The 20,299-nt window shown below is 63.2% G+C and carries 14 protein-coding genes and 1 pseudogene; 7 read left to right on the plus strand and 8 right to left on the minus strand.

The window, feature by feature from the left end:
* Nucleotides 1–15 precede the first annotated feature (15 nt).
* The 3 genes and pseudogenes from G7Z99_RS19990 to G7Z99_RS04030 all read left to right on the plus strand — a co-directional run.
* A pseudogene (locus tag G7Z99_RS19990) lies at nucleotides 16–5,634 on the plus strand (immunoglobulin-like domain-containing protein); the annotation flags it as partial.
* A gap of 157 nt (nucleotides 5,635–5,791) precedes the next feature.
* Nucleotides 5,792–6,133 (plus strand): tryptophan synthase subunit beta, encoded by a 342-nt coding sequence (locus G7Z99_RS04025; protein ID WP_181092301.1) that lies wholly within the window; start codon nucleotides 5,792–5,794, stop codon nucleotides 6,131–6,133.
* A 142-nt stretch (nucleotides 6,134–6,275) separates the two neighbouring features.
* Complete coding sequence (locus tag G7Z99_RS04030; RefSeq protein WP_060395415.1) at nucleotides 6,276–6,737, plus strand: YaiI/YqxD family protein; 462 nt, start codon at nucleotides 6,276–6,278, stop codon at nucleotides 6,735–6,737.
* A gap of 43 nt (nucleotides 6,738–6,780) precedes the next feature.
* Here G7Z99_RS04030 and elbB read toward each other — a convergent pair whose 3' ends face one another.
* Entirely contained in the window at nucleotides 6,781–7,446 is a 666-nt protein-coding gene (gene elbB, locus G7Z99_RS04035) for an isoprenoid biosynthesis glyoxalase ElbB (RefSeq protein WP_181092302.1), read from the minus strand.
* 155 nt (nucleotides 7,447–7,601) lie between these two features.
* Nucleotides 7,602–8,231 carry a DedA family protein gene (locus G7Z99_RS04040; protein ID WP_181092303.1) on the minus strand — a complete coding sequence of 210 codons (630 nt, stop codon included), beginning with the start codon at nucleotides 8,229–8,231 and terminating at the stop codon, nucleotides 7,602–7,604.
* Between the two features lie 206 nt (nucleotides 8,232–8,437).
* On the opposite strand from G7Z99_RS04040, the gene hemB reads away from it, so the two are divergent.
* Nucleotides 8,438–9,448: a porphobilinogen synthase gene (gene hemB / locus G7Z99_RS04045; protein WP_181092304.1), complete on the plus strand. Its 1,011-nt coding sequence runs from the start codon at nucleotides 8,438–8,440 to the stop codon at nucleotides 9,446–9,448.
* Nucleotides 9,449–9,467: 19 nt separating this feature from the next.
* On the plus strand, nucleotides 9,468–11,696 hold the full coding sequence (ppk1, locus tag G7Z99_RS04050) for a polyphosphate kinase 1 (RefSeq protein WP_181092305.1): 2,229 nt from the start codon (nucleotides 9,468–9,470) through the stop codon (nucleotides 11,694–11,696).
* Here ppk1 and ppx read toward each other — a convergent pair.
* Complete coding sequence (gene ppx / locus G7Z99_RS04055) at nucleotides 11,683–13,185, minus strand: exopolyphosphatase (RefSeq protein WP_181092306.1); 1,503 nt, start codon at nucleotides 13,183–13,185, stop codon at nucleotides 11,683–11,685. The genes ppk1 and ppx overlap by 14 nt on opposite strands.
* A gap of 243 nt (nucleotides 13,186–13,428) precedes the next feature.
* Here ppx and trxA point away from each other — a divergent pair, with 243 nt between their 5' ends.
* Nucleotides 13,429–13,755, plus strand: coding sequence for a thioredoxin TrxA (gene trxA, locus G7Z99_RS04060; protein WP_181092307.1), 327 nt, complete (start codon nucleotides 13,429–13,431; stop codon nucleotides 13,753–13,755).
* Between the two features lie 241 nt (nucleotides 13,756–13,996).
* Nucleotides 13,997–15,256 carry a transcription termination factor Rho gene (rho, locus tag G7Z99_RS04065; protein WP_181092308.1) on the plus strand — a complete coding sequence of 420 codons (1,260 nt, stop codon included), beginning with the start codon at nucleotides 13,997–13,999 and terminating at the stop codon, nucleotides 15,254–15,256.
* A gap of 72 nt (nucleotides 15,257–15,328) precedes the next feature.
* On the opposite strand, the gene G7Z99_RS04070 is transcribed toward rho, so the two are convergent.
* From G7Z99_RS04070 to G7Z99_RS04090, 5 genes are read right to left on the minus strand one after another with little or no spacing between them, the layout of a single operon-like run.
* The gene (locus G7Z99_RS04070; RefSeq protein ID WP_181092309.1) at nucleotides 15,329–15,718 is read right to left on the minus strand and encodes a tautomerase family protein; all 390 of its coding nucleotides are present in this window, start codon (nucleotides 15,716–15,718) and stop codon (nucleotides 15,329–15,331) included.
* A 2-nt stretch (nucleotides 15,719–15,720) separates the two neighbouring features.
* The gene (locus G7Z99_RS04075; RefSeq protein ID WP_181092310.1) at nucleotides 15,721–16,350 is read right to left on the minus strand and encodes an FMN-binding negative transcriptional regulator; all 630 of its coding nucleotides are present in this window, start codon (nucleotides 16,348–16,350) and stop codon (nucleotides 15,721–15,723) included.
* 26 nt (nucleotides 16,351–16,376) lie between these two features.
* Complete coding sequence (locus G7Z99_RS04080) at nucleotides 16,377–17,633, minus strand: NAD(P)/FAD-dependent oxidoreductase (protein ID WP_181092311.1); 1,257 nt, start codon at nucleotides 17,631–17,633, stop codon at nucleotides 16,377–16,379.
* Nucleotides 17,626–18,927, minus strand: a complete 1,302-nt coding sequence (locus G7Z99_RS04085) for a SidA/IucD/PvdA family monooxygenase (RefSeq protein ID WP_181092312.1) — start codon at nucleotides 18,925–18,927, stop codon at nucleotides 17,626–17,628. The genes G7Z99_RS04080 and G7Z99_RS04085 overlap by 8 nt, the downstream gene beginning before the upstream one ends.
* Nucleotides 18,924–20,294: a diaminobutyrate--2-oxoglutarate transaminase family protein gene (locus G7Z99_RS04090; RefSeq protein ID WP_181092313.1), complete on the minus strand. Its 1,371-nt coding sequence runs from the start codon at nucleotides 20,292–20,294 to the stop codon at nucleotides 18,924–18,926. The genes G7Z99_RS04085 and G7Z99_RS04090 overlap by 4 nt, the downstream gene beginning before the upstream one ends.
* Nucleotides 20,295–20,299: the final 5 nt, after the last annotated feature.

A 20,299-nucleotide genomic window follows, 5' to 3' on the forward strand; every position in this document is an offset into this window, starting at 1 on the left:
ACACTGACCGCGGACAAGACCACTGTCACCGAAGGCGGCCAGGTTACCTACACCGTGACCCTGACCAACGCCCAAGGCTTGCCGGTCAGCGGCCATAACGGCCTGAGCTTCACCTTGACCGACGGCACCGTGGTCAAGGTCCCGGCTGGCACCACCACCGGCACCGCGACCATCGTGGTGAAAGACGACGCCTATGTTGGCGGCCAAGCGGACATCGTCAACAAGCTGGTCTCGGTCAGCGGTGGCGACAACTTCGAGAAATTGACGCTGGGCGGCGAAACCCGCACCACGACCGTCACCGACGAGCCAGGCACCCCTGGCAATCCAGGCGGTACTGGCACCTTGAATGGCGGCGACCTGGTCACCGTCGGCATCACCGCCGACCAGACCAGCGTCACCGAGAACCAGTCGGCGACCTTCACCGTCACTACTAACCGTGTGCTGGAGCGTGACCTCAACGTTACCCTCAGCAACGGCGCTACCGTGACTGTGAAAGCGGGCTCGACCACGGCCACTTACACCCTGGCAGCCCAGGGCGACGACGTCTTCAAAGACGGCGAAACCGTTAAGCTGGGTGTTCAGAGCGCAGTCGATGCCGGTGGCAAAGGCTTCGAGAACCTGCAGCTGAGCACCACCCCAGCAACGTTGCAGATCACCGACACCATCAACGAAGTTGTTGCGACGCTCACCGCCGACAAGACCACCGTCACCGAAGGCGGCCAGGTCACCTACACCGTGACCCTGACCAACGCCCAAGGCTTGCCGGTCACCGGCCATAACGGCCTGAGCTTCACCTTGACCGACGGCACCGTGGTCAAAGTCCCGGCTGGCAGCACCACTGGCACCGCGACCCTGGTGGCGAAGGACGACGTCTACACCGGTGGCCAGGCGGACATCGTCAACAAGCTGGTCTCGGTCAGCGGCGGCGACAACTTCGAGAAGTTGACCCTGGGCGGCGAAACCCGGACCACGACCGTCACTGACGAGCCAGGCTCGGGCACGACAGGCTCCACAAACCAGGGCGACAAGGTACTGATCACCATCACCAGCAACGGCGATGTGGACGAGTCGCAGCCGCCTGCCTTCACCGTCAAGGTGAGCCAGGCCCTGGATCGCGACCTCACCGTCACCCTGACCAACGGCGCCAGTGTCGTCATCGCCGCCGGCCAGACCCAGGTCCAGTACAAGGCGCCTATCCAAGGCGAGGACGTCTTCAAGGACGCCGGCTCGCTGACCGTTGGCATCAAGGACGCTGCAGTCGTCGGCAAGACGTTCGAGAACCTGCAACTGGGCGATGCGGCCACCGTGCAGATCAGCGACACGGTCAGCGAAGTGATCGCGACCCTGACGGTCGACAAGACGTCGGTGATCGAAGGCAATACGTTCAACTACACCGTGACCCTGACCAACGCTCAAGGGCTGCCGGTCAGCGGCCACAGTGGCCTGACCTTCACCCTGTCCGACGGCACCAAGGTGTTCCTGGCTGCCGGCAGCGCGACGGGCAGTACGCAGGTCACCGCGCCGGACGATGTCTTCATCGGCGGCCACGCCACCATCGTCAACAAGCTGGTCACCGTGGCAGGTGGCGACATCTTCGAAAAACTGACCATGAGCCAGGACGAAGTCTTCACTTCGGTGAAGGACGAGCCAGGCAGCGGTACGACGGGCTCCACCAACCAGGGCGACAAGGTCTCGGTGACCATCGTCAGCAATGGCGACGTCACCGAAGCCGAACAGCCGTCGTTCACCATCCAGGTCAGCCAGAAGCTCGACCAGCCGCTCACCGTGACGCTCAGCAACGGTGCGCAGGTCGTCATCGACGCCGGCCAGACCCAGGCGATCTACAAGGCGCCTGTCCAGGGCGAGGACGTGTTCAAGGATGCAGGTGCGTTGACCCTGAGCGTCAAGGACGCTGCCGTGGTCGGCAAGTCGTTCGAGAACCTCGACATCAACAGCAGCGCCACCGTGCAGATCAGCGACACGATCAACGAGGTCGTGGCGACCCTGACCGCCGACAAGACCACCGTCACCGAAGGCGGCCAGGTCACCTACACCGTGACTCTGAGCAACGCTCAAGGCTTGCCTGTAGGCGGCCACAACGGTCTGACCTTCACCCTCACCGACGGTACCCTGCTCAAGGTCGCCGCCGGCAGCACCACGGGCACCGTGACCATCGTCGCCAAGGACGACGCCTACGTGGGTGGGCAGGCAGACATCGTCAACAAGCTGGCCTCGGTCAGCGGTGGCGATAACTTCGAGAAGCTCACGCTGGGCGGCGAGACCCGTACCACCACGGTCACCGACGAGCCGGCCGGCCAGGGCGACCTGACCAGCCTGACCCTCAGCGGCGATGCCTCGGTGATCGAAGGTGGGACAGCGCACTACACGCTGGCCCTGAGCAACCCGTCGAAGAGCGACGTCACGGTCACGCTGACCTACAGTGGCACCGCCACCAACGGCCAGGACTACACCGGTGTCACCACCGTGAAGATCCCGGCCAACGCCAGCAGCGTGGGCTTCGACATCAAGACCATCGACGACCAGTTGGTCGAAGGTGCGGAGAACTTCGTCGTCAAGGTCGCCAGCGCAACCGGTGGTGGCTTCGAGAACCTGGCGATCGACGCCAGCAAGTCCAGCGTCACCACGACGATCATCGACAACGACAACGCACCAGTGTCCACCGGCGGCGCGGTCACGGGTATCGAGGACACCGACTACGTCTTCGCCTGGGACAACTTCAAGGTCACGGACGCCGATGGCAACACCGGCCTGAGCGTGAGCATCACCAAGCTGCCGGACCTGGGTGCGTTGAAGTTCTTCAACGGCACGGCATGGGTGGACGTCACGCTGAACCAGACGGTCAGCCAGGCGGACATCGGCAAGGGCTACCTGAAGTTCGTGCCGCTGGCCAACCAGTCGGGCGTCGACGGTTATGGCGGCTCGGGTGTCGGCAACAAGCAGGCCGACTACGCGCAGGTCAAGTTCAAGCCGTTCGACGGGACCAACGTCGGTACCGAAGCGACGATGAAGATCGACATCGCACCGGTGGCGGACAAGCCGACCCTGAGCATCGCCAGCAACAACGTCAACTCGCTGGGCCTGACCAAAGAGTCCTGGACCACCCTCAAGGGCCTCGGGAGTGACGGCAACGGCATCACTGGCGAAGCGCTCAAGACCGTGTTCGCCAACTCCGGCACTGCCAACCGCAGCGAAACCACGACGAACGTGCAGTCCGACAGCAGCGTGACGGCCCAGACCGGCTCTAAGACGTCGGGCTTGCTGTACCTGGAAGCAGGCAAGGTGTACACCTTCAGCGGCGTGGCGGACGACAGCCTGTACGTCACCATCGGTGGCAAGGGCGTGGTCAACGCGACCTGGGGCGGCGGCGGCAGCATTTCGGGCAGCTTCACCCCGACTACCAGCGGCTACTACCCGATCGAGGTCTACCACGCCAACCAGTCGGGCCCCGGCAGCTATGACCTGAACATCAAGGTCGGTAGCGGTGGGGTCACCGACCTGAGCAGCACCAACATCCCGATGTACCAAAGTGTCGCCGACATGGCCGGCGCGGGCCTGAGCACGTCGGACCTGCACACCAACGCCAGCGGCCAGACCTATTACGATGGCTACAAGCTCAACGAAGGGCCTGAAAACGGCAGCGTCAAACTGGTGGGCATCAGTACGGCACTGACCGACACTGATGGCTCCGAGAGCCTGAGCGTCAAGCTCAGCGGTATTCCAGCGGGCGCCGTGGTCAGCGACAACGCCGGTCACAGCGTCACGGTCGGCGCTACGGCCGTCGATGTGACAGGCTGGAGCCTGTCCAACCTGACCATCAAGCCGCCGGCTTACTACTCGGGTCAGTTCGACGTGAAGGTCACCTCGGTGTCCTCCGAAAGCGTTGGCGGCAGTACGGCCACGACTGAAGGTACGCTCAAGGTCACCGTTTATGCGGACAGCTACACCGCGACCAACCTGACGACCGACAACGATAACTACACGGGCAGTACGGGCAGCGACATCGTCGTGGGTGACGTCACGGGTCTGCATGTCGTGGCGGGCAAGGACTACAACATCGCCTTCATCGTCGATACCTCGGGCAGCATGGGACAGTCGGGTGTGGATGCGGCGAAAAGTTCGCTGGAATCGGTGTTCAAGACGCTGACGGACAGTGTGAAAGGTTCGATGTCCGGAACGGTGAATATCCTGCTGGTAGACTTTGCCACCCAGGTCAAGAGCAATGTTTCGGTGACACTCAATGACGCCGGCCTGACCACGTTGAAGAATGCGCTGGCCAACATGACGTCAGGTGGCGGTACCAACTACGAAGATGCGTTCAAGACTACGGCCAACTGGTTCCAGAGCCTCAAGAATGCCGGCAACACGGGCAGTAACCAGACCTACTTCATAACCGATGGGAAGCCGACGTTCTATCAGACCAACGAAAATACCAATCCCACGTTGGGTTCTTCGGGTGTTGCCATGGATACCTATCTGAGCGGCAATGGGTATCAATCGGGTGGCTCCATCGCCGGCCGATACCTGGACAACAACACGTACGTCAGCGTCGACAGTGGTGTGCTGACGGTGGCCTCTAGGGCGTACACGCTCTTTGGCTCTTACATGAAAACGGTGCTGACTGGCGAGCTTCATGCCGAAGGTAATGGTGGATATGAACTGTCGGGTCGTGCGGGAACTGGCAGCACCACCGATGACGCGACACTGAGCAACTCGCAGAGCACGTTCAAGTTGCTATCGGGGCTGTCCAACGTCGAAGCGATCGGTCTGAATAACGAGGTCAGCGTCAGCGATCTGAAACCCTACGACTCGGACCAAAAGCCGCAGACCAACATAGACCCGAGCAAGTTGGCCGATGCCATTCTCGGTCACACCGAAACCACCGTGCCTGGCAATGACACGATCAACGGCGGCGATGGCAACGACATCCTGTTCGGCGACTTGGTCACCTTCAACTCGGTGGCGGGTACCGGGGTCGAGGCCATTCAGGGCTATGTGGCCAACAAACTGGGCGTGGACAGCGGCGACGTGACTGCGCAGCTCATGCACAAGTACGTATCTGAGCACTACAGTGAGTTCGACCTGTCCGGGACCAACGACGGGGGTGACATCCTTAACGGCGGCAACGGCAACGACATCCTGTTCGGCCAGGGCGGTGACGACAAACTGTATGGCGGCAAAGGCAACGACATCCTGCTGGGCGGTAATGGCAACGACCTGCTGGACGGCGGTGACGGCGACGACATCCTCATCGGCGGCAAGGGTAACGACACCTTGATCGGCGGTGCGGGTGCCGACACCTTCATCTGGAGGGCAGGTGACACAGGCAACGACGTGATCAAGGACTTCAAGGCCAGTGAAGGCGACCGTATCGACCTGCGTGACCTGTTGCAGGGCGAGAAGGCCAGCACCATCGACAACTTCCTGAAGATCAGCACGGTCGATGGCAGCTCGACCTTGCAGGTCAGCAGCGAGGGCAAGCTCAACGCAGCGGGTGGCCTGGCCAACGCCGACGTGTCGATCAAGCTCGAAGGCGTCAACTGGTCGACCTCCAGCATCAACTCGTTGATCAGCGGTGCCGACCCGACCATCAAGATCGATAACTCCAACAGCTGATCCACGCCTTCACGGTGGCCTTGTCCGGCCACCGTGAAGTGCAGGGTTTGCCTCTCGCCGCCCGCAGCGCATACTCGCGCCTCGGGCCGGCGAAGTGGGTGAACTTTGCCTATGCTGCGATCTACCAAGAAGCATCATCGTGATGAGGGAACACCCCATGTTCTACGTGCAACGCGACGCCGGAGGTCGGCTGCTGCGTGTGGAAGCTGCGCCGTACGCCGAGTCCACCGAAACACTGCCGCCCGACCATGCCGAGATTCAGGACTGGTTCGCCGACGACGTCGTGGAGAACAGCCTCAAGCAGCTCAAGCAGAGCGACCTGGACATGATCCGGGTGCTGGAGGACCTGATCGAGGTCCTGACGGCCAAAGGCGTCTTCAGCATCACCGATCTGCCGCCGGGGGCGCAGGCCAAGCTGCTCAGCCGTTCGCACGCGCGCAGGGCACTGGGGAGCCTGACCACCCTGATCAAGGAAGACGAGGAAGAAGGCCTGATCTGAGCGGTTGCCGAGTTCAGGAGCTCCATCACGTCGCTCGAACAGTGTCGCCTCGGCGCCACTGCACCCTGCGCTGCCCGTCGTTTGAAGCAGACCTTGCTGTCAGGCGATACTCTCTGGCCCTTTTTCCAGGATGACCTTGTCCATGCGTATCTGGATCGACGCCGATGCCTGCCCGAAAGCCGCCAAGGACTTGGTGATCAAGTTCGCCCTCAAGCGCAAGCTGGAGGTGGTGATGGTCGCTGGCCAGGCCCTGGCCAAGCCCACACTGACCTGCGTGCGCCTGATCGTCGTGCCCAGTGGCATGGATGCCGCGGACGATTACCTGGTCGACAACGCCTTGCCCGGCGAGCTGGCGATCTGCAGCGATGTACCCCTGGCCGATCGGTTGATCAAGAAGGGCGTCGCTGCCCTGGACCCGCGTGGCCGAGAGTTCGATGAGCGGAACATGGGCGACCGCCTGGCCGTGCGCAATCTGTTCACCGAGTTGCGCGAGCAAGGCCAGGTCGGAGGAGGGCAGGCGCCCTATGGCGAGCGGGAGAAGCAGGCGTTCGCCAATGCGCTGGATCGCATCCTGACGCGGCTGCTGCGTCAGGCGGGTGCCTGACGCCAGCCCATTTCCGGGGCCTCCAGCAAGCTGCCGGTGGTCTTCACCAGTCAGCGTGGGTCAGGTCCAGTACCCGGTCGACCAGCTTGTAGATGCCCGCCGCCGCTTCGCTGATCGACTGGGCGCGCATGTAGGCGGGGGTGGTGACCAACTTCCGCTCGGTGTCCTCGACGATGTCGTGCACGTCGCATTCTTCGTGCGTGGCGCCCATCTTCACCAAGGCGGCAAGGGTCTCGGCGTCGTTGCCGATCGTGCACACGACGCCTTCACCATAGATCTTCGCCGCGAAAGCCGGCGCAATGCACATCAGGCCCACCGGCTTGCGCTGCTCTGCAAAGGCCTTGATGAAGGCCAGTACCTCGGGCTGCACGCTGCAGTCGGCGCCTTTCTCCGCGAAATCGGACAGGTTCTTGGCGGCCCCGAAGCCACCTGGCACGATCAGGCCGTCGAACTCATCGGCCTTGGCTTCGCGCAGGTCCTTGACCTGGCCACGCGCGATGCGTGCCGACTCCACCAATACGTTGCGCGCGCCTGGGGTTTGTTCGCCGGTCAGGTGGTTGATGACGTGCTTCTGGTCGATATCGGGTGCGAAACACTGGACCTGTGCGCCGCGCTGATCGAGGCGTAGCAGGGTAATGACGCTTTCGTGGATTTCAGCGCCGTCGTAGACGCCACAACCCGACAAGATCACCGCGATCTTCTTCTGCATGCTCGTTTCTCCAAGGTCGAGGCATCGATGACGACAGTGTGGCAGATACGCACGCTCAAGGCATGCCACCGTGTGTGCCACGGATGTCTTCGTGCCAAGGGCCTGAAAGAGAACGGCGGCCGGTTCTCAGGCGAGCGTCAGCAGAGAGGGCGTGCTCAAGGGCGCTGTTCGGGTGGCTCGTCCTGAGGCGTGACCGCCTGCGCGGCCTTGGCCTCGGCCGCCGCCTTGCGCTCGGCGCGCACGGTACGGAAGCGCCGACGGATCCACAGCAGGATACCGATCAGCAGCAACCCGCCCAGCACCCACAGCTCGTACTTCTTCACGCTGCCCAGCAAGCCTTCGAGAATGGCGCCGAAGTGATAGGCCGCCGCCCCCAGGGCAATGGCCCAGACCGCCGCGCCAATCCCGTTGAGCAGCAGGTATCGACGGGGAGGGTAGCCCGACAGGCCGATGGCCACTGGCATGACGGTGCGCAGGCCGTAGACGAAGCGAAAGCTCAGCACCCAGATGTCCGGGTGACGCCGGATGTGCTCCAGCGCACGATCGCCCGCCGCCTGCCAGCTCGGCTTGCGTGCCAGCAGGCTGCGGCCACGGCTGCGGCCGAGGAAATACCACAGCTGGTCGCCGGCATAGCTGCCGAAGAAGGCCGTCAGCACCACCAGGTTGATGTCCATGTATCCGCGGAACGCAAGGAAGCCTGCGAGGACCAAAATGGTCTCGCCTTCGAAGAACGTGCCGAGGAACAGGGCAAAATAGCCAAAATCCTGCAGGAATTGTTGAAGCATGGCGTAGGTGCTGGCGAAATGAACGCGCAGCCTACCCCTTCGCAGGCATTCGTGAAAGTGTCCAAATGTGTCTCGACGTGAACGACTTCCGTGGGACAATCCCTGCGTCCATGGGTCGCAAGGTTGATCAGATCTGTAACGCAGGCGTCATAATGGACGCCTATAACTGTCGCGCTAGCCCGCCTGCGCGGGCTCAGGAGTTTGCCGTGAGCTTTACCCCCGCCAACCGTCTGTTCCCTGCCACTCGCCTGCGTCGCAATCGCCGGGACGACTTTTCCCGTCGCCTGATGCGCGAGAACGTGCTGACGGTCGATGACCTCATCCTGCCGGTGTTCGTGCTCGATGGCGAAGGTCGCCGTGAAGAGGTCGCTTCCATGCCCGGCGTCGAACGCCTGTCGATCGACCTGCTGCTCGAGGCGGCCGAAGAATGGGTTGCGCTGGGGATCCCCGCGCTGGCGCTGTTCCCGGTCACCCCGCTGGAGAAGAAGACCCTCGACGGCGCCGAAGCCTGGAACCCCGACGGTATCGCCCAGCGAGCCACCCGTGCCCTGCGTGCGCGCTTCCCTGAACTGGGCGTGATCACCGACGTCGCGCTCGACCCCTTCACTACGCACGGCCAGGACGGCATCCTCGACGACGAGGGTTACGTGCAGAACGACATCACCGTCGACGCACTGGTCCGCCAAGCCTTGTCCCACGCCGACGCCGGTGCGCAGATGGTCGCACCGTCGGACATGATGGACGGCCGCCTGCAAGCCATCCGCGAAGCCCTGGAGCTGGCCGGCCACGTGAACGTGCGCATCATGGCCTACTCGGCCAAGTACGCCAGTGCCTACTACGGTCCTTTCCGCGACGCGGTGGGGTCGGCTGCCAACCTGGGCAAGGCCAACAAGGCGTCGTACCAGATGGACCCGGCCAACAGCGACGAAGCCCTGCACGAGGTCGCGACCGACCTGGCCGAGGGCGCCGACATGGTCATGGTCAAGCCAGGCATGCCGTACCTGGACATCGTCCATCGGGTCAAGACCGAGTTCCGCGTGCCGGTGTTCGCCTACCAGGTCAGCGGTGAATACGCCATGCACATGGCCGCCATCCAGAATGGCTGGCTGAGCGAGGCGGTCATTCTCGAGTCGCTGACCGCTTTCAAGCGGGCCGGTGCCGATGGCATTCTCACCTACTTCGCCGTGCGTGCCGCTCAACTGTTGAAAGGGCAGTAAGGCCCTACAGGAACGACTGATGAATAACGAAGTGCCGACACCGTTCGACCCCAAGGAAGCCCGCGCGGTGCCTACCGAGCTGGTGGAGACGCCTCCAGACCTGCCCGTTTCCGAAGCCCCTCTGGACACCGCAGTGCCGCCTCCGGCGCCTGCACCGGCCATCGCCATTCCGGGGCTCGACGACAGCAGTCTGTACATTCATCGCGAGCTGTCGCAGCTGCAGTTCAACATCCGCGTGCTCGAACAGGCGCTGGACGAGTCGTATCCGCTGCTCGAGCGCTTGAAGTTCCTGCTGATCTTTTCCAGCAACCTGGACGAGTTCTTCGAAATCCGTGTCGCGGGCCTGAAGAAGCAGATCGCCTTCGCCCGCGAGCAGGCCGGTGCCGACGGCCTGCAACCCCATCAGGCCATGGCGCGGATCAGCGAACTGGTGCACTTTGAGGTCGATCGGCAGTACGCGATCCTCAACGACGTGCTGCTGCCCGAGCTGGAAAAGCATCAGATCCGCTTCATCCGTCGGCGCTACTGGACACCCAAGCTCAAGACCTGGGTGCGCCGCTATTTCCGCGACGAGATCGCGCCGATCATCACCCCGATCGGCCTCGACCCGACGCACCCGTTCCCCTTGCTGGTCAACAAGAGCCTGAACTTCATCGTCGAACTGGAAGGCGTCGACGCTTTCGGGCGCGACTCGGGCCTGGCCATCATCCCGGCGCCACGGCTGTTGCCCCGCGTGATCCGCGTACCGGAAGAGGTCGGTGGGCCAGGCGCCAACCACGTGTTCCTGTCGTCGATGATCCATGCGCACGCCGACGACCTGTTCCAGGGCATGAAGGTCAAGGGCTGCTACCAGTTCCGACTGACCCGTAACGCCGACCTGGCGCTGGACTCCGAGGACGTCGAGGACCTGGCCCGCGCGTTGCGCGGTGAGCTGTTCTCGCGCCGCTACGGCGATGCCGTGCGCCTGGAAGTCGCCGATACCTGCCCCAAGCACTTGTCCGACTACCTGCTCAAGCAGTTCAACCTGAGCGAGAGCGAGCTGTACCAGGTCAACGGCCCGGTCAACCTGACGCGCCTGTTCAGCATCACTGGCCTGGACAGCCATCCTGAACTGCAATACATGCCGTTCACGCCGGCCATCCCGAAACTGCTGCAGAACGCCGACAACATCTTCAGCGTCATCAGCAAGCAGGACGTGCTGCTGATGCACCCCTTCGAGTCGTTCACGCCGGTGGTCGACCTGCTGCGCCAGGCTGCCAAGGACCCTCACGTGCTGGCGGTACGCCAGACCTTGTACCGCAGTGGTGCCAACTCGGAAATCGTCGATGCCCTGGTCGACGCCGCGCGTAACGGCAAGGAAGTGACCGCAGTCATCGAGCTGCGCGCACGCTTCGACGAGGAGTCCAACCTGCAGATGGCCAGCCGCCTGCAAGCGGCGGGCGCGGTGGTGATCTACGGCGTGGTCGGTTTCAAGACGCACGCCAAGATGATGCTGATCCTGCGCCGCGAGGCAGGCGACATCGTGCGCTACGCCCACCTGGGCACCGGCAACTACCACGCCGGCAACGCACGCCTCTACACCGACTACAGCCTGCTGACGTCCGACGATGCGCTGTGCGAGGACGTGGGCAAGCTGTTCAGCCAGCTGATCGGCATGGGCAAGACCCTGCGCATGAAGAAGCTGCTGCACGCGCCGTTCACCCTGAAGAAGGGCATGCTCGACATGATCGCGCGCGAGACCCAGTTCGCGGTGGACGGCAAGCCGGCGCACATCATCGCCAAGTTCAACTCGCTGACCGATGCCAAGATCATCCGCGCCCTGTACAAGGCCAGTCAGGCCGGCGTGCGCATCGACCTGGTGGTGCGTGGCATGTGCTGCCTGCGGCCGGGGGTCGCGGGCGTGTCGCACAACATCCAGGTGCGCTCGATCGTCGGCCGCTTCCTGGAGCACACACGGGTGTTCTACTTCCTCAATGGCGGTGAGGAGCAGATGTTCCTGTCCAGTGCCGACTGGATGGAGCGCAACCTCGACAAGCGTGTCGAGACCTGCTTCCCGGTCGAGGGCAAGAAGCTGATCATGCGCGTCAAGAAGGAGCTGGAGAGCTACCTGACCGACAACACCCACGCCTGGATCCTGCAGCCCGACGGTCGCTACGTACGCAGCACCCCCACCGGCAACCAGAACCCGCGCAATGCCCAGGCCACCCTGCTCGAGCGCCTGAGCAACCCGGTGCTCAGCGTACGTTGAGCACGAAACCGACCCGGGCCAGCCACTGCGCCTCGTTGGCGAAGTCGGCCTGGGTCAGTTGGTTCTGCTCCAGCCAGCCGTCCGGGAACACCACGTCCAGCTGATCATGCCCAGGGTGCAGTTCGACCGTGGGCATCTGCTGGGTCCCACGGATGTGGTGGAAGAGGATGGCGAAACGCAGCAGCACGCACAGACGGATCAGGGTCGCGCCTTCCTCGCCGAACTCGGCGAAACGGTCCTTGGGGATGTTGCGTCGATGGCCTCGCACCAGCAGCGCGAGCATCTGCTGGTCCTCGCGCGAGAACCCGGCCAGGTCGGAGTGCTCGATCAGGTAGGCGCCGTGCTTGTGGTAGTGGTAGTGCGCGATGTCCAGCCCGATCTCGTGCACCTTGGCTGCCCAGCTCAGCAGGTCGCGCCAGTTGCCTTCCTCCAGGCCCCAGGCCGCGGCGACCTGGTCGAACGCATGCAGGGCCTTGCGCTCGACGCGTTCAGCTTGCTGCTGGTCGGCATGGTAGCGCTCCATCAGGGAGCTGAGGGTGCGCTCACGCACGTCCTCATGGTGGTGGCGGCCGAGCAGGTCGTACAGCACGCCCTCGCGCAGCGCGCCGTCGCAGTGGGTCATCTGCTGCAACTCCAGCGCATCGAAGATGGCTTCGAGAATCGCCAGCCCGGCCGGGAAGATCGCGCGGCGGTCCGGCTTGACCCCATCGAAGTCGATCTTGTCGGTCTCGCCGAGCTTGAACAGCTTGCGTTTGAGCCAGGCCAGGCCCGGTGCGTTGACTTCGCCCGCACCCTGACCACCGGCCTTGATGGCCGCACCGATGGCGCGAATGGTGCCGGACGACCCGATGGCCTCGTCCCAGCCCAGCCGGTGCAGGCCGTGCTCGATGCTCATCAGCTCCAGACGCGCGGCGGTGTAGGCCTGGGCGTAGCGCGCCGGGGTGATCTTGCCATCGCGGAAATAACGCTGCGTGAAGCTCACGCAGCCCATCTGCAGGCTCTCGCGCAGCAAGGGCTCGAACCGTTGGCCAATGATGAATTCGGTGCTGCCGCCGCCGATGTCGGCGACCAGGCGCTTGCCGGGGGTATCGGCGAGGGTATGCGAGACGCCCAGATAGATCAGGCGCGCCTCTTCACGGCCGGAGATGACCTCGACCGGGTGGCCGAGGATGGCTTCGGCGCGGTGAATGAATTCGGCCCGGTTGCGGGCCTCGCGCAGGGCGTTGGTGCCGACGATCCTGACGGCGCCATCGGGCAGGCCATTGATCAGTTGGGCGAACCGCTTCAGGCAGTCGAGGCCGCGTTGCATGGCCTCTTCGCTGAGCAGGCGGTCCTCGCCGATGCCGGCGGCCAGCTGAACCTTCTCGCCCTGTCGCTCGAGAATGCGGATCTCGGTGAGGTGGGCCTTGGCCACGACCATGTGGAAGCTGTTGGAGCCAAGGTCGATGGCGGCGATCAGGGACAGGTTCTTCGCTTTGGTATGCGGCATGATCTCGAGGTTCTCGGTCGATTACCCGACAATCGTGCCACGATCCACGCCGCGCGCCAACGCGCGACGTGATCTGCGTTGATGGGAGGCAACGTCATGCGCCCCGGCGACGCCTGGCAGTCGGCACCGATTGACGGGATCAAGCGCTTCCATAGTGACAGCCAATCGCCCGCAGCTTCCTGTAGCGCGCCGGTGCGGCTATGATGGGTCACGTTTTTTCTTGCCTATGATATGGAGATATCCATGAGCGATCTGATCAAATACGTCACCGATGCCACCTTCGAGTCCGAAGTGCTGAAGGCCGAAGGTCCGGTACTGGTCGACTACTGGGCCGAATGGTGCGGCCCCTGCAAGATGATCGCCCCCGTGCTGGACGACATCGCCTCCACCTACCAAGGCAAGCTGACCGTCGCCAAGCTGAACATCGACGAAAACCAGGAAACCCCTGCCAAGCACGGTGTGCGCGGCATCCCGACGCTGATGCTGTTCAAGAACGGCAACGTCGAAGCCACCAAAGTGGGTGCCCTGTCCAAGTCGCAACTGGCAGCGTTCCTCGACGCCCACCTGTAAGGCAGGCGCGAGCGATGAAAAAGCCCCGGAATTTCCGGGGCTTTTCTTTTGCAAATCACTAGACGTCGAAAAAAGCAAGTGATACATTCGGCCTCGCACTGTTTCTCCAGTGCCCTCTGCACGCCGTCGCCGATGCACCCCCAATTCGAATCAGTACGCGATCCTGTCGCCTTCTTGCGGCGCGGCTTCATTAAGCCAGAAGCTTAATCCTCCCTTCTTACATGATTACGTCACTCCCCTTATGAACCTGACTGAACTCAAGCAAAAGCCGATTACCGATCTGCTGGAAATGGCCGAACAGATGGGCATCGAAAACATGGCCCGTTCGCGCAAGCAGGACGTGATTTTCTCCCTGCTGAAAAAACACGCGAAGAGCGGCGAAGAGATCTCGGGTGACGGCGTGCTGGAGATTCTCCAGGATGGTTTCGGTTTCCTGCGTTCCGCCGATGCGTCTTACCTGGCCGGCCCGGACGACATCTATGTCTCGCCCAGCCAGATCCGCCGCTTCAACCTGCGTACCGGCGACACCATCGTGGGCAAGATCCGCCCACCGAAAGAAGGCGAGCGCTACTTCGCGCTGCTGAAGGTCGACACCATCAACTTCGACCGTCCGGAAAACGCCAAGAACAAGATTCTCTTCGAGAACCTGACCCCCCTGTTCCCGAACAAGCGTCTGAAGATGGAAGCCGGCAACGGTTCCACCGAAGACCTCACCGGTCGCGTGATCGACCTGTGTGCACCGATCGGCAAGGGCCAGCGTGGTCTGATCGTCGCGCCGCCGAAGGCGGGCAAGACCATCATGCTGCAGAACATCGCGGCCAACATCACGCGTAACAACCCCGAGTGCCACCTGATCGTCCTGCTGATCGACGAGCGCCCGGAAGAAGTGACCGAGATGCAGCGTACCGTGCGCGGCGAAGTGGTCGCCTCGACCTTCGACGAGCCGCCGACCCGCCACGTGCAAGTCGCCGAGATGGTGATCGAGAAGGCCAAGCGCCTGGTCGAGCACAAGAAGGACGTGGTCATCCTGCTCGACTCCATTACCCGTCTGGCACGCGCCTACAACACCGTCATTCCGAGCTCGGGCAAGGTGCTGACCGGTGGTGTGGACGCCCATGCCCTGGAGAAGCCGAAGCGCTTCTTCGGTGCTGCGCGTAACATCGAGGAGGGCGGCTCGCTGACCATCATCGCCACCGCGCTGGTCGAGACCGGCTCGAAGATGGACGAGGTGATCTACGAGGAGTTCAAGGGCACGGGCAACATGGAGCTGCCACTGGATCGCCGCATTGCCGAGAAGCGCGTGTTCCCGGCCATCAACATCAACCGCTCCGGTACCCGTCGCGAAGAGCTGCTGACCGCCGACGACGAACTGCAGCGCATGTGGATCCTGCGCAAGCTGCTGCACCCGATGGACGAGATCGCCGCCGTCGAGTTCCTGGTCGACAAGCTCAAGCAGACCAAGACCAACGACGAGTTCTTCCTGTCGATGAAGCGCAAGTAACAGGCGCTTCGAATAGAAACGGCGCCTTCGGGCGCCGTTTCTGTTTGTCTGCCTGAAAAGCCTGCGTCGCTGTCAGATATCGATGGCATAACCGAAGTCGATTTCGCACGCGGGTATGCCGCCGCGCATTCCCCAGTTTTCGCCCTCACGCTCATCGAGCAGGATCAGCACAGCCTCTATCGGCAGATGGAGCTGCTCCGACAACGCCTGGCTTATGGCCTGGTACAGCCGACGCTTGGTGTTGAGCGTGCGCCCTTTGAAGACGGTGATCTCGACCTGCAGGAAGGCGTCGCAGTCCCCTGGGCTGCGGAAATCGTGTGGGGCGTAGGTGTGATAACGCGCTTGCAACTCCTCGTCACTGACCTTGAATACATGGCGCAGGCAGCGGTAAACCGTTTCGATGATCGCCTGACGTGTTTCAGGCGTCCGGTGCACGGGGTCTTCTATACGTACGATGGGCATGGTCAAGCCTCGATGGGATGCAAGGGGGCGGTGGTCAACAGCTCGGTCAGCAGGTCACGGTGCTCGTCGAGGCTCTGGGACAGCAGATGGTTCAGCGCGGCCGAGGCATCGGGGGCGGTCTTGTCCTGGGACAGCTTGAAACGCCCCTCCACGCAGATCGGGTGAATGCTCAGGCCGCGTATGTGCGGCAGGTTCTTGAGGACCCTGGGGTCGGCAGGATCGACGTGATAGCTCCGATCGCCGGTGGCCAGTCGCTGGGCCGTTTGCTGCAGGATCTCGAGGTTCTGAGGAGCGTTCTCGGACACGCGGACGATGGCCTGCATGTGCACGGCGAGGTAATTCCAGGTCGGTAGCTGAGAAGAGACGTACGCCTCAGGCGGAATATAGGCGGACGGTCCTGTGAAGATGATCTGGCAACGGATTTCACCCTGGCCGCGAAACTGGGGGTTGGCGCCGTCCACATGGCCGAACAGCGAGCCGTCTGCCTGGCGCAAGAGGGGAATGTGGCTGGAAAAGAAACGGCCTTCTTCATGCGATGTGAGAATCGCCAGCGGAAACGCGTCGATGAAGCGATCGATCAATTCGGGCGAGGTGGCGCGGTATTGTGAATAATGAAAGGGACAAGCACTCATGGTGGGCTCTCGTGCAGAAAAGGGACTCAGGACGCCAGTAAGGTGCGGCGTTGTCGGTAACGGTCTTGTGCGATGACGACTTGTGCCAGCCAGGCCAGCACATTGCCCGTCCGCCAGCCCGGCCCAGTCCGCGGTATGCACGGCCCGGCCAGCCCGCACAGCTGATCCATCAGGGTTCGACCCATCATCAGCGAAAGAGCGATACCGCGCCCATTGCAGCCACTCCAGCTGAGGATTCGCCTGTCGCCGTCGTGAACCTTGGGCAGGCCGTTGGGCGTCAAGCCCACCCAGCCAGCCCAGTGTTGAAGCGGCGCAGCGGGCCGGTGGCCATACAGGCCATCGAGGCGGCCCTGTAACAGATCACTGCAGGCTTGGGTCGAGCGTTGCCAGGGAAGGGCGAAGCAACCGGTCAGGACCGTGCGGGCGTCGAGCCAGCGTGCAAACCACATGTCCTTGTGCGTGTCGGAAAAAGGCAGCGGGCTGGACGCAGCAGGGCGGGGCATGGCGAAGGTGGCCAAGGTGAGCGGGAGTGGCCCTATAGCGCGACGAGTCGCCTGACTGGCCCCCGTACCGTAGGCATTACCGGCGATGAAGACACGACTTGCCTTCAAGCGGCCTGTCGGGGTTTCCAGAACGATCCCGCAGCCTGTGGGGGTGATCCGCACGACCGGGCAGTGCTCGATGATCGATCCGCCCCGCTGGTAGATCGCATTGGCCAGCTGTTGCAGCAAGGTTAGAGGGTCGATGGCGCCCCCGCCCGGAAAGTGCAAGGCCGTCGTGTAGCGAGGCGTGCCGATCGCGTGCACGAGCGCCTCGCCTTCGAGCATGCCGACATCCACGCCCAAGGCCCGCCAACCGGCGGCCAGTGCCTGGGCGTTGGCGGACAGGGCCGGCGTGAACGGTTGCAACCAGCCACGTTGGCCTTCGCTCGGAATCTGCTCGAACACACCTTGGACGGCCTCTTGAAGCGCCGCCATCAACGCGCGGGTGCCACTGCCCACGCATCGACGAAGCGAGTCTGGCGTGTGACGAGCCGGTACGGGCACCACGAACCCCGAGTTTCGCCCGCTGCCGCCGCTGCCTACCTGGTTCGCCTCCAGTACCGTAACGGACAGCCCGGCCTCGAGCGCCCGTTGCGCGGCGGCCAGACCGCCGAGGCCGGCACCGATGATGGCGACATCGGTCTCCAGCGGCAAAGGCGCGGCATGGACCTGACGACAGGCCAATCGAGCCTGCCAGCACGAAGGCGCCGTCAGCAGCTCATGCAAGCCATGGCTATGCATGAGCTGCAGGCTCTGGAGTCGTCAGGGCCGTGGTCAGCGACTCGACGATGGACTGGGCGCGCAGCGCCAGCAAGCTGAAGGAGCCGGCATCGCCCATCCCGTGCGTGGACTCGCACAGACCATTCAGGTAGATCGGTAGCGCGTTGCCCAGGTCGATACGGTAGTCACGTTGGACCGACAGCCCCGCGTGCGCGTGCTCGTCGATCAATGTCGCCAGCAGCGGCGGCACAGGCTCCTGACGTTCGCCTTGCCCCAGGTCGAGAAAACCGGTGGCCAGGATGACCAGGTCGAATCCCTGACGATGATGCTCCCCCTGCAGGGCATGCCGGCTCTCTATCTCCACCTGCCCGGCCGAAGGGCGGCACGCCTGGATCTCCTCGCACGTGCGCAATTGCAGCCGGTCTTCTCCGCGCAAGGATTGCTCATAGCGACGCACGTACAACTGATTGAGAACGTCGATATCGGCTGCCGAATAGTTGGTGTGCACCAGCTCGCGACGCAGCCGCGCCTTCTGGTCGGGGGTCGCCTGGTAGAACGTGTCGACGAAGGCCGGAAAGTAGACCTCATCGGAAAACGGGCTGGTGTCTTTTTGCCGGTAACCGAAATTGCGCGTGAAACCCACCACGTCCCGCACGCCTGACTGCTCACTGGCATGGAGCAGGATTTCCACGGCGCTCTGGCTGCCGCCGATGACTGCCACCCGAGACTGGCCCCCCGTCGCCGCGATGCTTTCGGCCAGCGCAGGCAGGTAGTCGTTCAGGTGGCGAATACGGGCGTCGGTGATCCCGGCAAACGGTGCCGGTATATGAGGGGTACGCCCAGGTGCCAGGACCAGTGCGCGCGCACGCACGGTACGCCCGTTGGTACAGGTCACCTGATAGTGGCGCTCGCCTCCGGGCTCATCGACCAACGTCACGGTCTGTGCTTCGCAGCCATACTGCACACGGTCAGCGAAGAAGCCGGCGGCCCACGTGACGTACTGTGCGTACTCTTCGCGCAGGGGGTAATGAAGCGGCAGGTTCAGGTGTTCGTAGAGACGGCCTTGCTCGAAGAGAAAGTTGGTGAAGCCATAGCGGCTGCGCGGGTTTCGGGGCGTCACCAGGTCGCGCAGCGGATGGTTCTGGATATCCGAACCAGGCAGCAGCATGTTGGGTTGCCAGAACGGCCCCAGGCGCCGCTCCAGAAACGCCACGTTCAGGTGAGGTGCCAGCTCTTCGAGCGCGATGGCCAGCGCCAGGTTGGCCGGGCCGAAACCGATGCCCAGCAGGTCGACGATAGGCGAGGGACGGTTCATGCTTGCGCCTCCAGTGTGTTCGCCACATGGGACGAGTGAGCCAATGTGCGTTGCAGCGCACGCCCGAGGCGCTGCAGGATCTGCTCCACTTGTGCGGGCGTGATCACCAGTGGTGGCAGGAACCGCAGCACGGCGCCATGCCGCCCGCCTGTTTCAATGAGCAGGCCTTCGTCCAGGCAGGCGCGTTTCACGCGTGTGGCCAAGTCGCCGGCAGCCAGGCGATGGCCTTGGGCATCCAGGGCGCCCTGTGGATCGACCAGTTCCATGCCCACCATCAAGCCCCGCCCTCGTACGTCACCGATGCAGGCATGCTGCTGCTGGAGTCGCAGCAAACCTTCACGCAGTTGATCGCCTACCTGGCGTACATGCTCGAGCACGCCCTCCTGGCGAATGTATTCCAAGGTGGCGGCGCCGCTGACCAGCGCAATCTGGTTGCCTCGGAAGGTGCCGGCATGCGCGCCGGGTTTCCACAGGTCGTACTGGTTCAGATAGACCAGTACGGACAGGGGATAACCCCCGCCGATGGCTTTGGAGAGCAGAATGGCGTCGGGGGTGATACCGGCCTGCTCGAAGGCGAACATGTCGCCGCTGCGGCCAATGCCACTCTGAATCTCGTCGATCACCAGTGGGACCTGATGCCGTGTGGTGATGTCGCGTACCTGGCGTAGCCAGTGAGCACTGGCGGGAATGCAGCCGCCTTCGCCCTGGATGGCTTCGAGCAGCACCATGGCGGGCTTGCCCACGCCGCTTTCGGGGTCGCTGAGCAGGTTGTCCAGGCACGCCAGGCTCAGCGCATCGGTGTCATCGGCACGCATGCCTGCGCCGAAGGGGCTGCGGAAGGCATAGGGGTACGGCGCGAAATGCACTTCGCCAGGCAGCCCGCTGATCGCGTGCTTGGGCGCCAGATTGCCCATCATGCCCAGCGTGCCGTGGGTCATTCCATGGTAGGCGCCCTGGAACACGATGACCGGACGCCGCCCGGTGGCGGTTTTGAACAGCTTGAGTGCCGCTTCGGCGGCATCCGCACCTGTAGGGCCGCAGAGCTGGAAGCGCGCATGGGCGGCAAATTCGGCGGGAAGCGCCCGGTACAGTTCCTCGACGAAATCGACTTTCGCAGGGGTGGCGATATCCAGCGCCTGTTGCAGCTGTCCGGACTGAAGAAAGGCGATCACCCGGTCACGGACGAACGGGTGGTTATGGCCCAGGGGCAGTGCGCCTGCACAGGCCAGGCAGTCCAGGTAATGACGGCCTTCGCTGTCGATCACCTCGGCGCCCTGGCCATGGCTCAGGACCTTGGGAATGTTCCTGGCATACGTGCGGGCATTGGATTCCCGTGCGGCCAGCATCTGCAAAGCATTCGGGTTCATGAGAC

It is taken from the genome of Pseudomonas entomophila, assembly GCF_013523165.1.
In the GTDB taxonomy this organism is placed as follows: Bacteria; Pseudomonadota; Gammaproteobacteria; order Pseudomonadales; family Pseudomonadaceae; genus Aquipseudomonas; species Aquipseudomonas entomophila_A.

What these genes read in the sequence shown, in the direction of transcription:
- G7Z99_RS04025 (WP_181092301.1), top strand. Translation starts at nt 5,792, where the DNA reads ATGTTCTACGTGCAACGCGACGCCGGAGGTCGGCTGCTGCGTGTGGAA.
- G7Z99_RS04030 (WP_060395415.1), top strand. Translation starts at nt 6,276, where the DNA reads ATGCGTATCTGGATCGACGCCGATGCCTGCCCGAAAGCCGCCAAGGAC.
- elbB (WP_181092302.1), bottom strand. Translation starts at nt 7,446, where the DNA reads ATGCAGAAGAAGATCGCGGTGATCTTGTCGGGTTGTGGCGTCTACGAC.
- G7Z99_RS04040 (WP_181092303.1), bottom strand. Translation starts at nt 8,231, where the DNA reads ATGCTTCAACAATTCCTGCAGGATTTTGGCTATTTTGCCCTGTTCCTC.
- ppk1 (WP_181092305.1), top strand. Translation starts at nt 9,468, where the DNA reads ATGAATAACGAAGTGCCGACACCGTTCGACCCCAAGGAAGCCCGCGCG.
- ppx (WP_181092306.1), bottom strand. Translation starts at nt 13,185, where the DNA reads ATGCCGCATACCAAAGCGAAGAACCTGTCCCTGATCGCCGCCATCGAC.
- trxA (WP_181092307.1), top strand. Translation starts at nt 13,429, where the DNA reads ATGAGCGATCTGATCAAATACGTCACCGATGCCACCTTCGAGTCCGAA.
- rho (WP_181092308.1), top strand. Translation starts at nt 13,997, where the DNA reads ATGAACCTGACTGAACTCAAGCAAAAGCCGATTACCGATCTGCTGGAA.
- G7Z99_RS04070 (WP_181092309.1), bottom strand. Translation starts at nt 15,718, where the DNA reads ATGCCCATCGTACGTATAGAAGACCCCGTGCACCGGACGCCTGAAACA.
- G7Z99_RS04075 (WP_181092310.1), bottom strand. Translation starts at nt 16,350, where the DNA reads ATGAGTGCTTGTCCCTTTCATTATTCACAATACCGCGCCACCTCGCCC.
- G7Z99_RS04080 (WP_181092311.1), bottom strand. Translation starts at nt 17,633, where the DNA reads ATGCATAGCCATGGCTTGCATGAGCTGCTGACGGCGCCTTCGTGCTGG.
- G7Z99_RS04085 (WP_181092312.1), bottom strand. Translation starts at nt 18,927, where the DNA reads ATGAACCGTCCCTCGCCTATCGTCGACCTGCTGGGCATCGGTTTCGGC.
- G7Z99_RS04090 (WP_181092313.1), bottom strand. Translation starts at nt 20,294, where the DNA reads ATGAACCCGAATGCTTTGCAGATGCTGGCCGCACGGGAATCCAATGCC.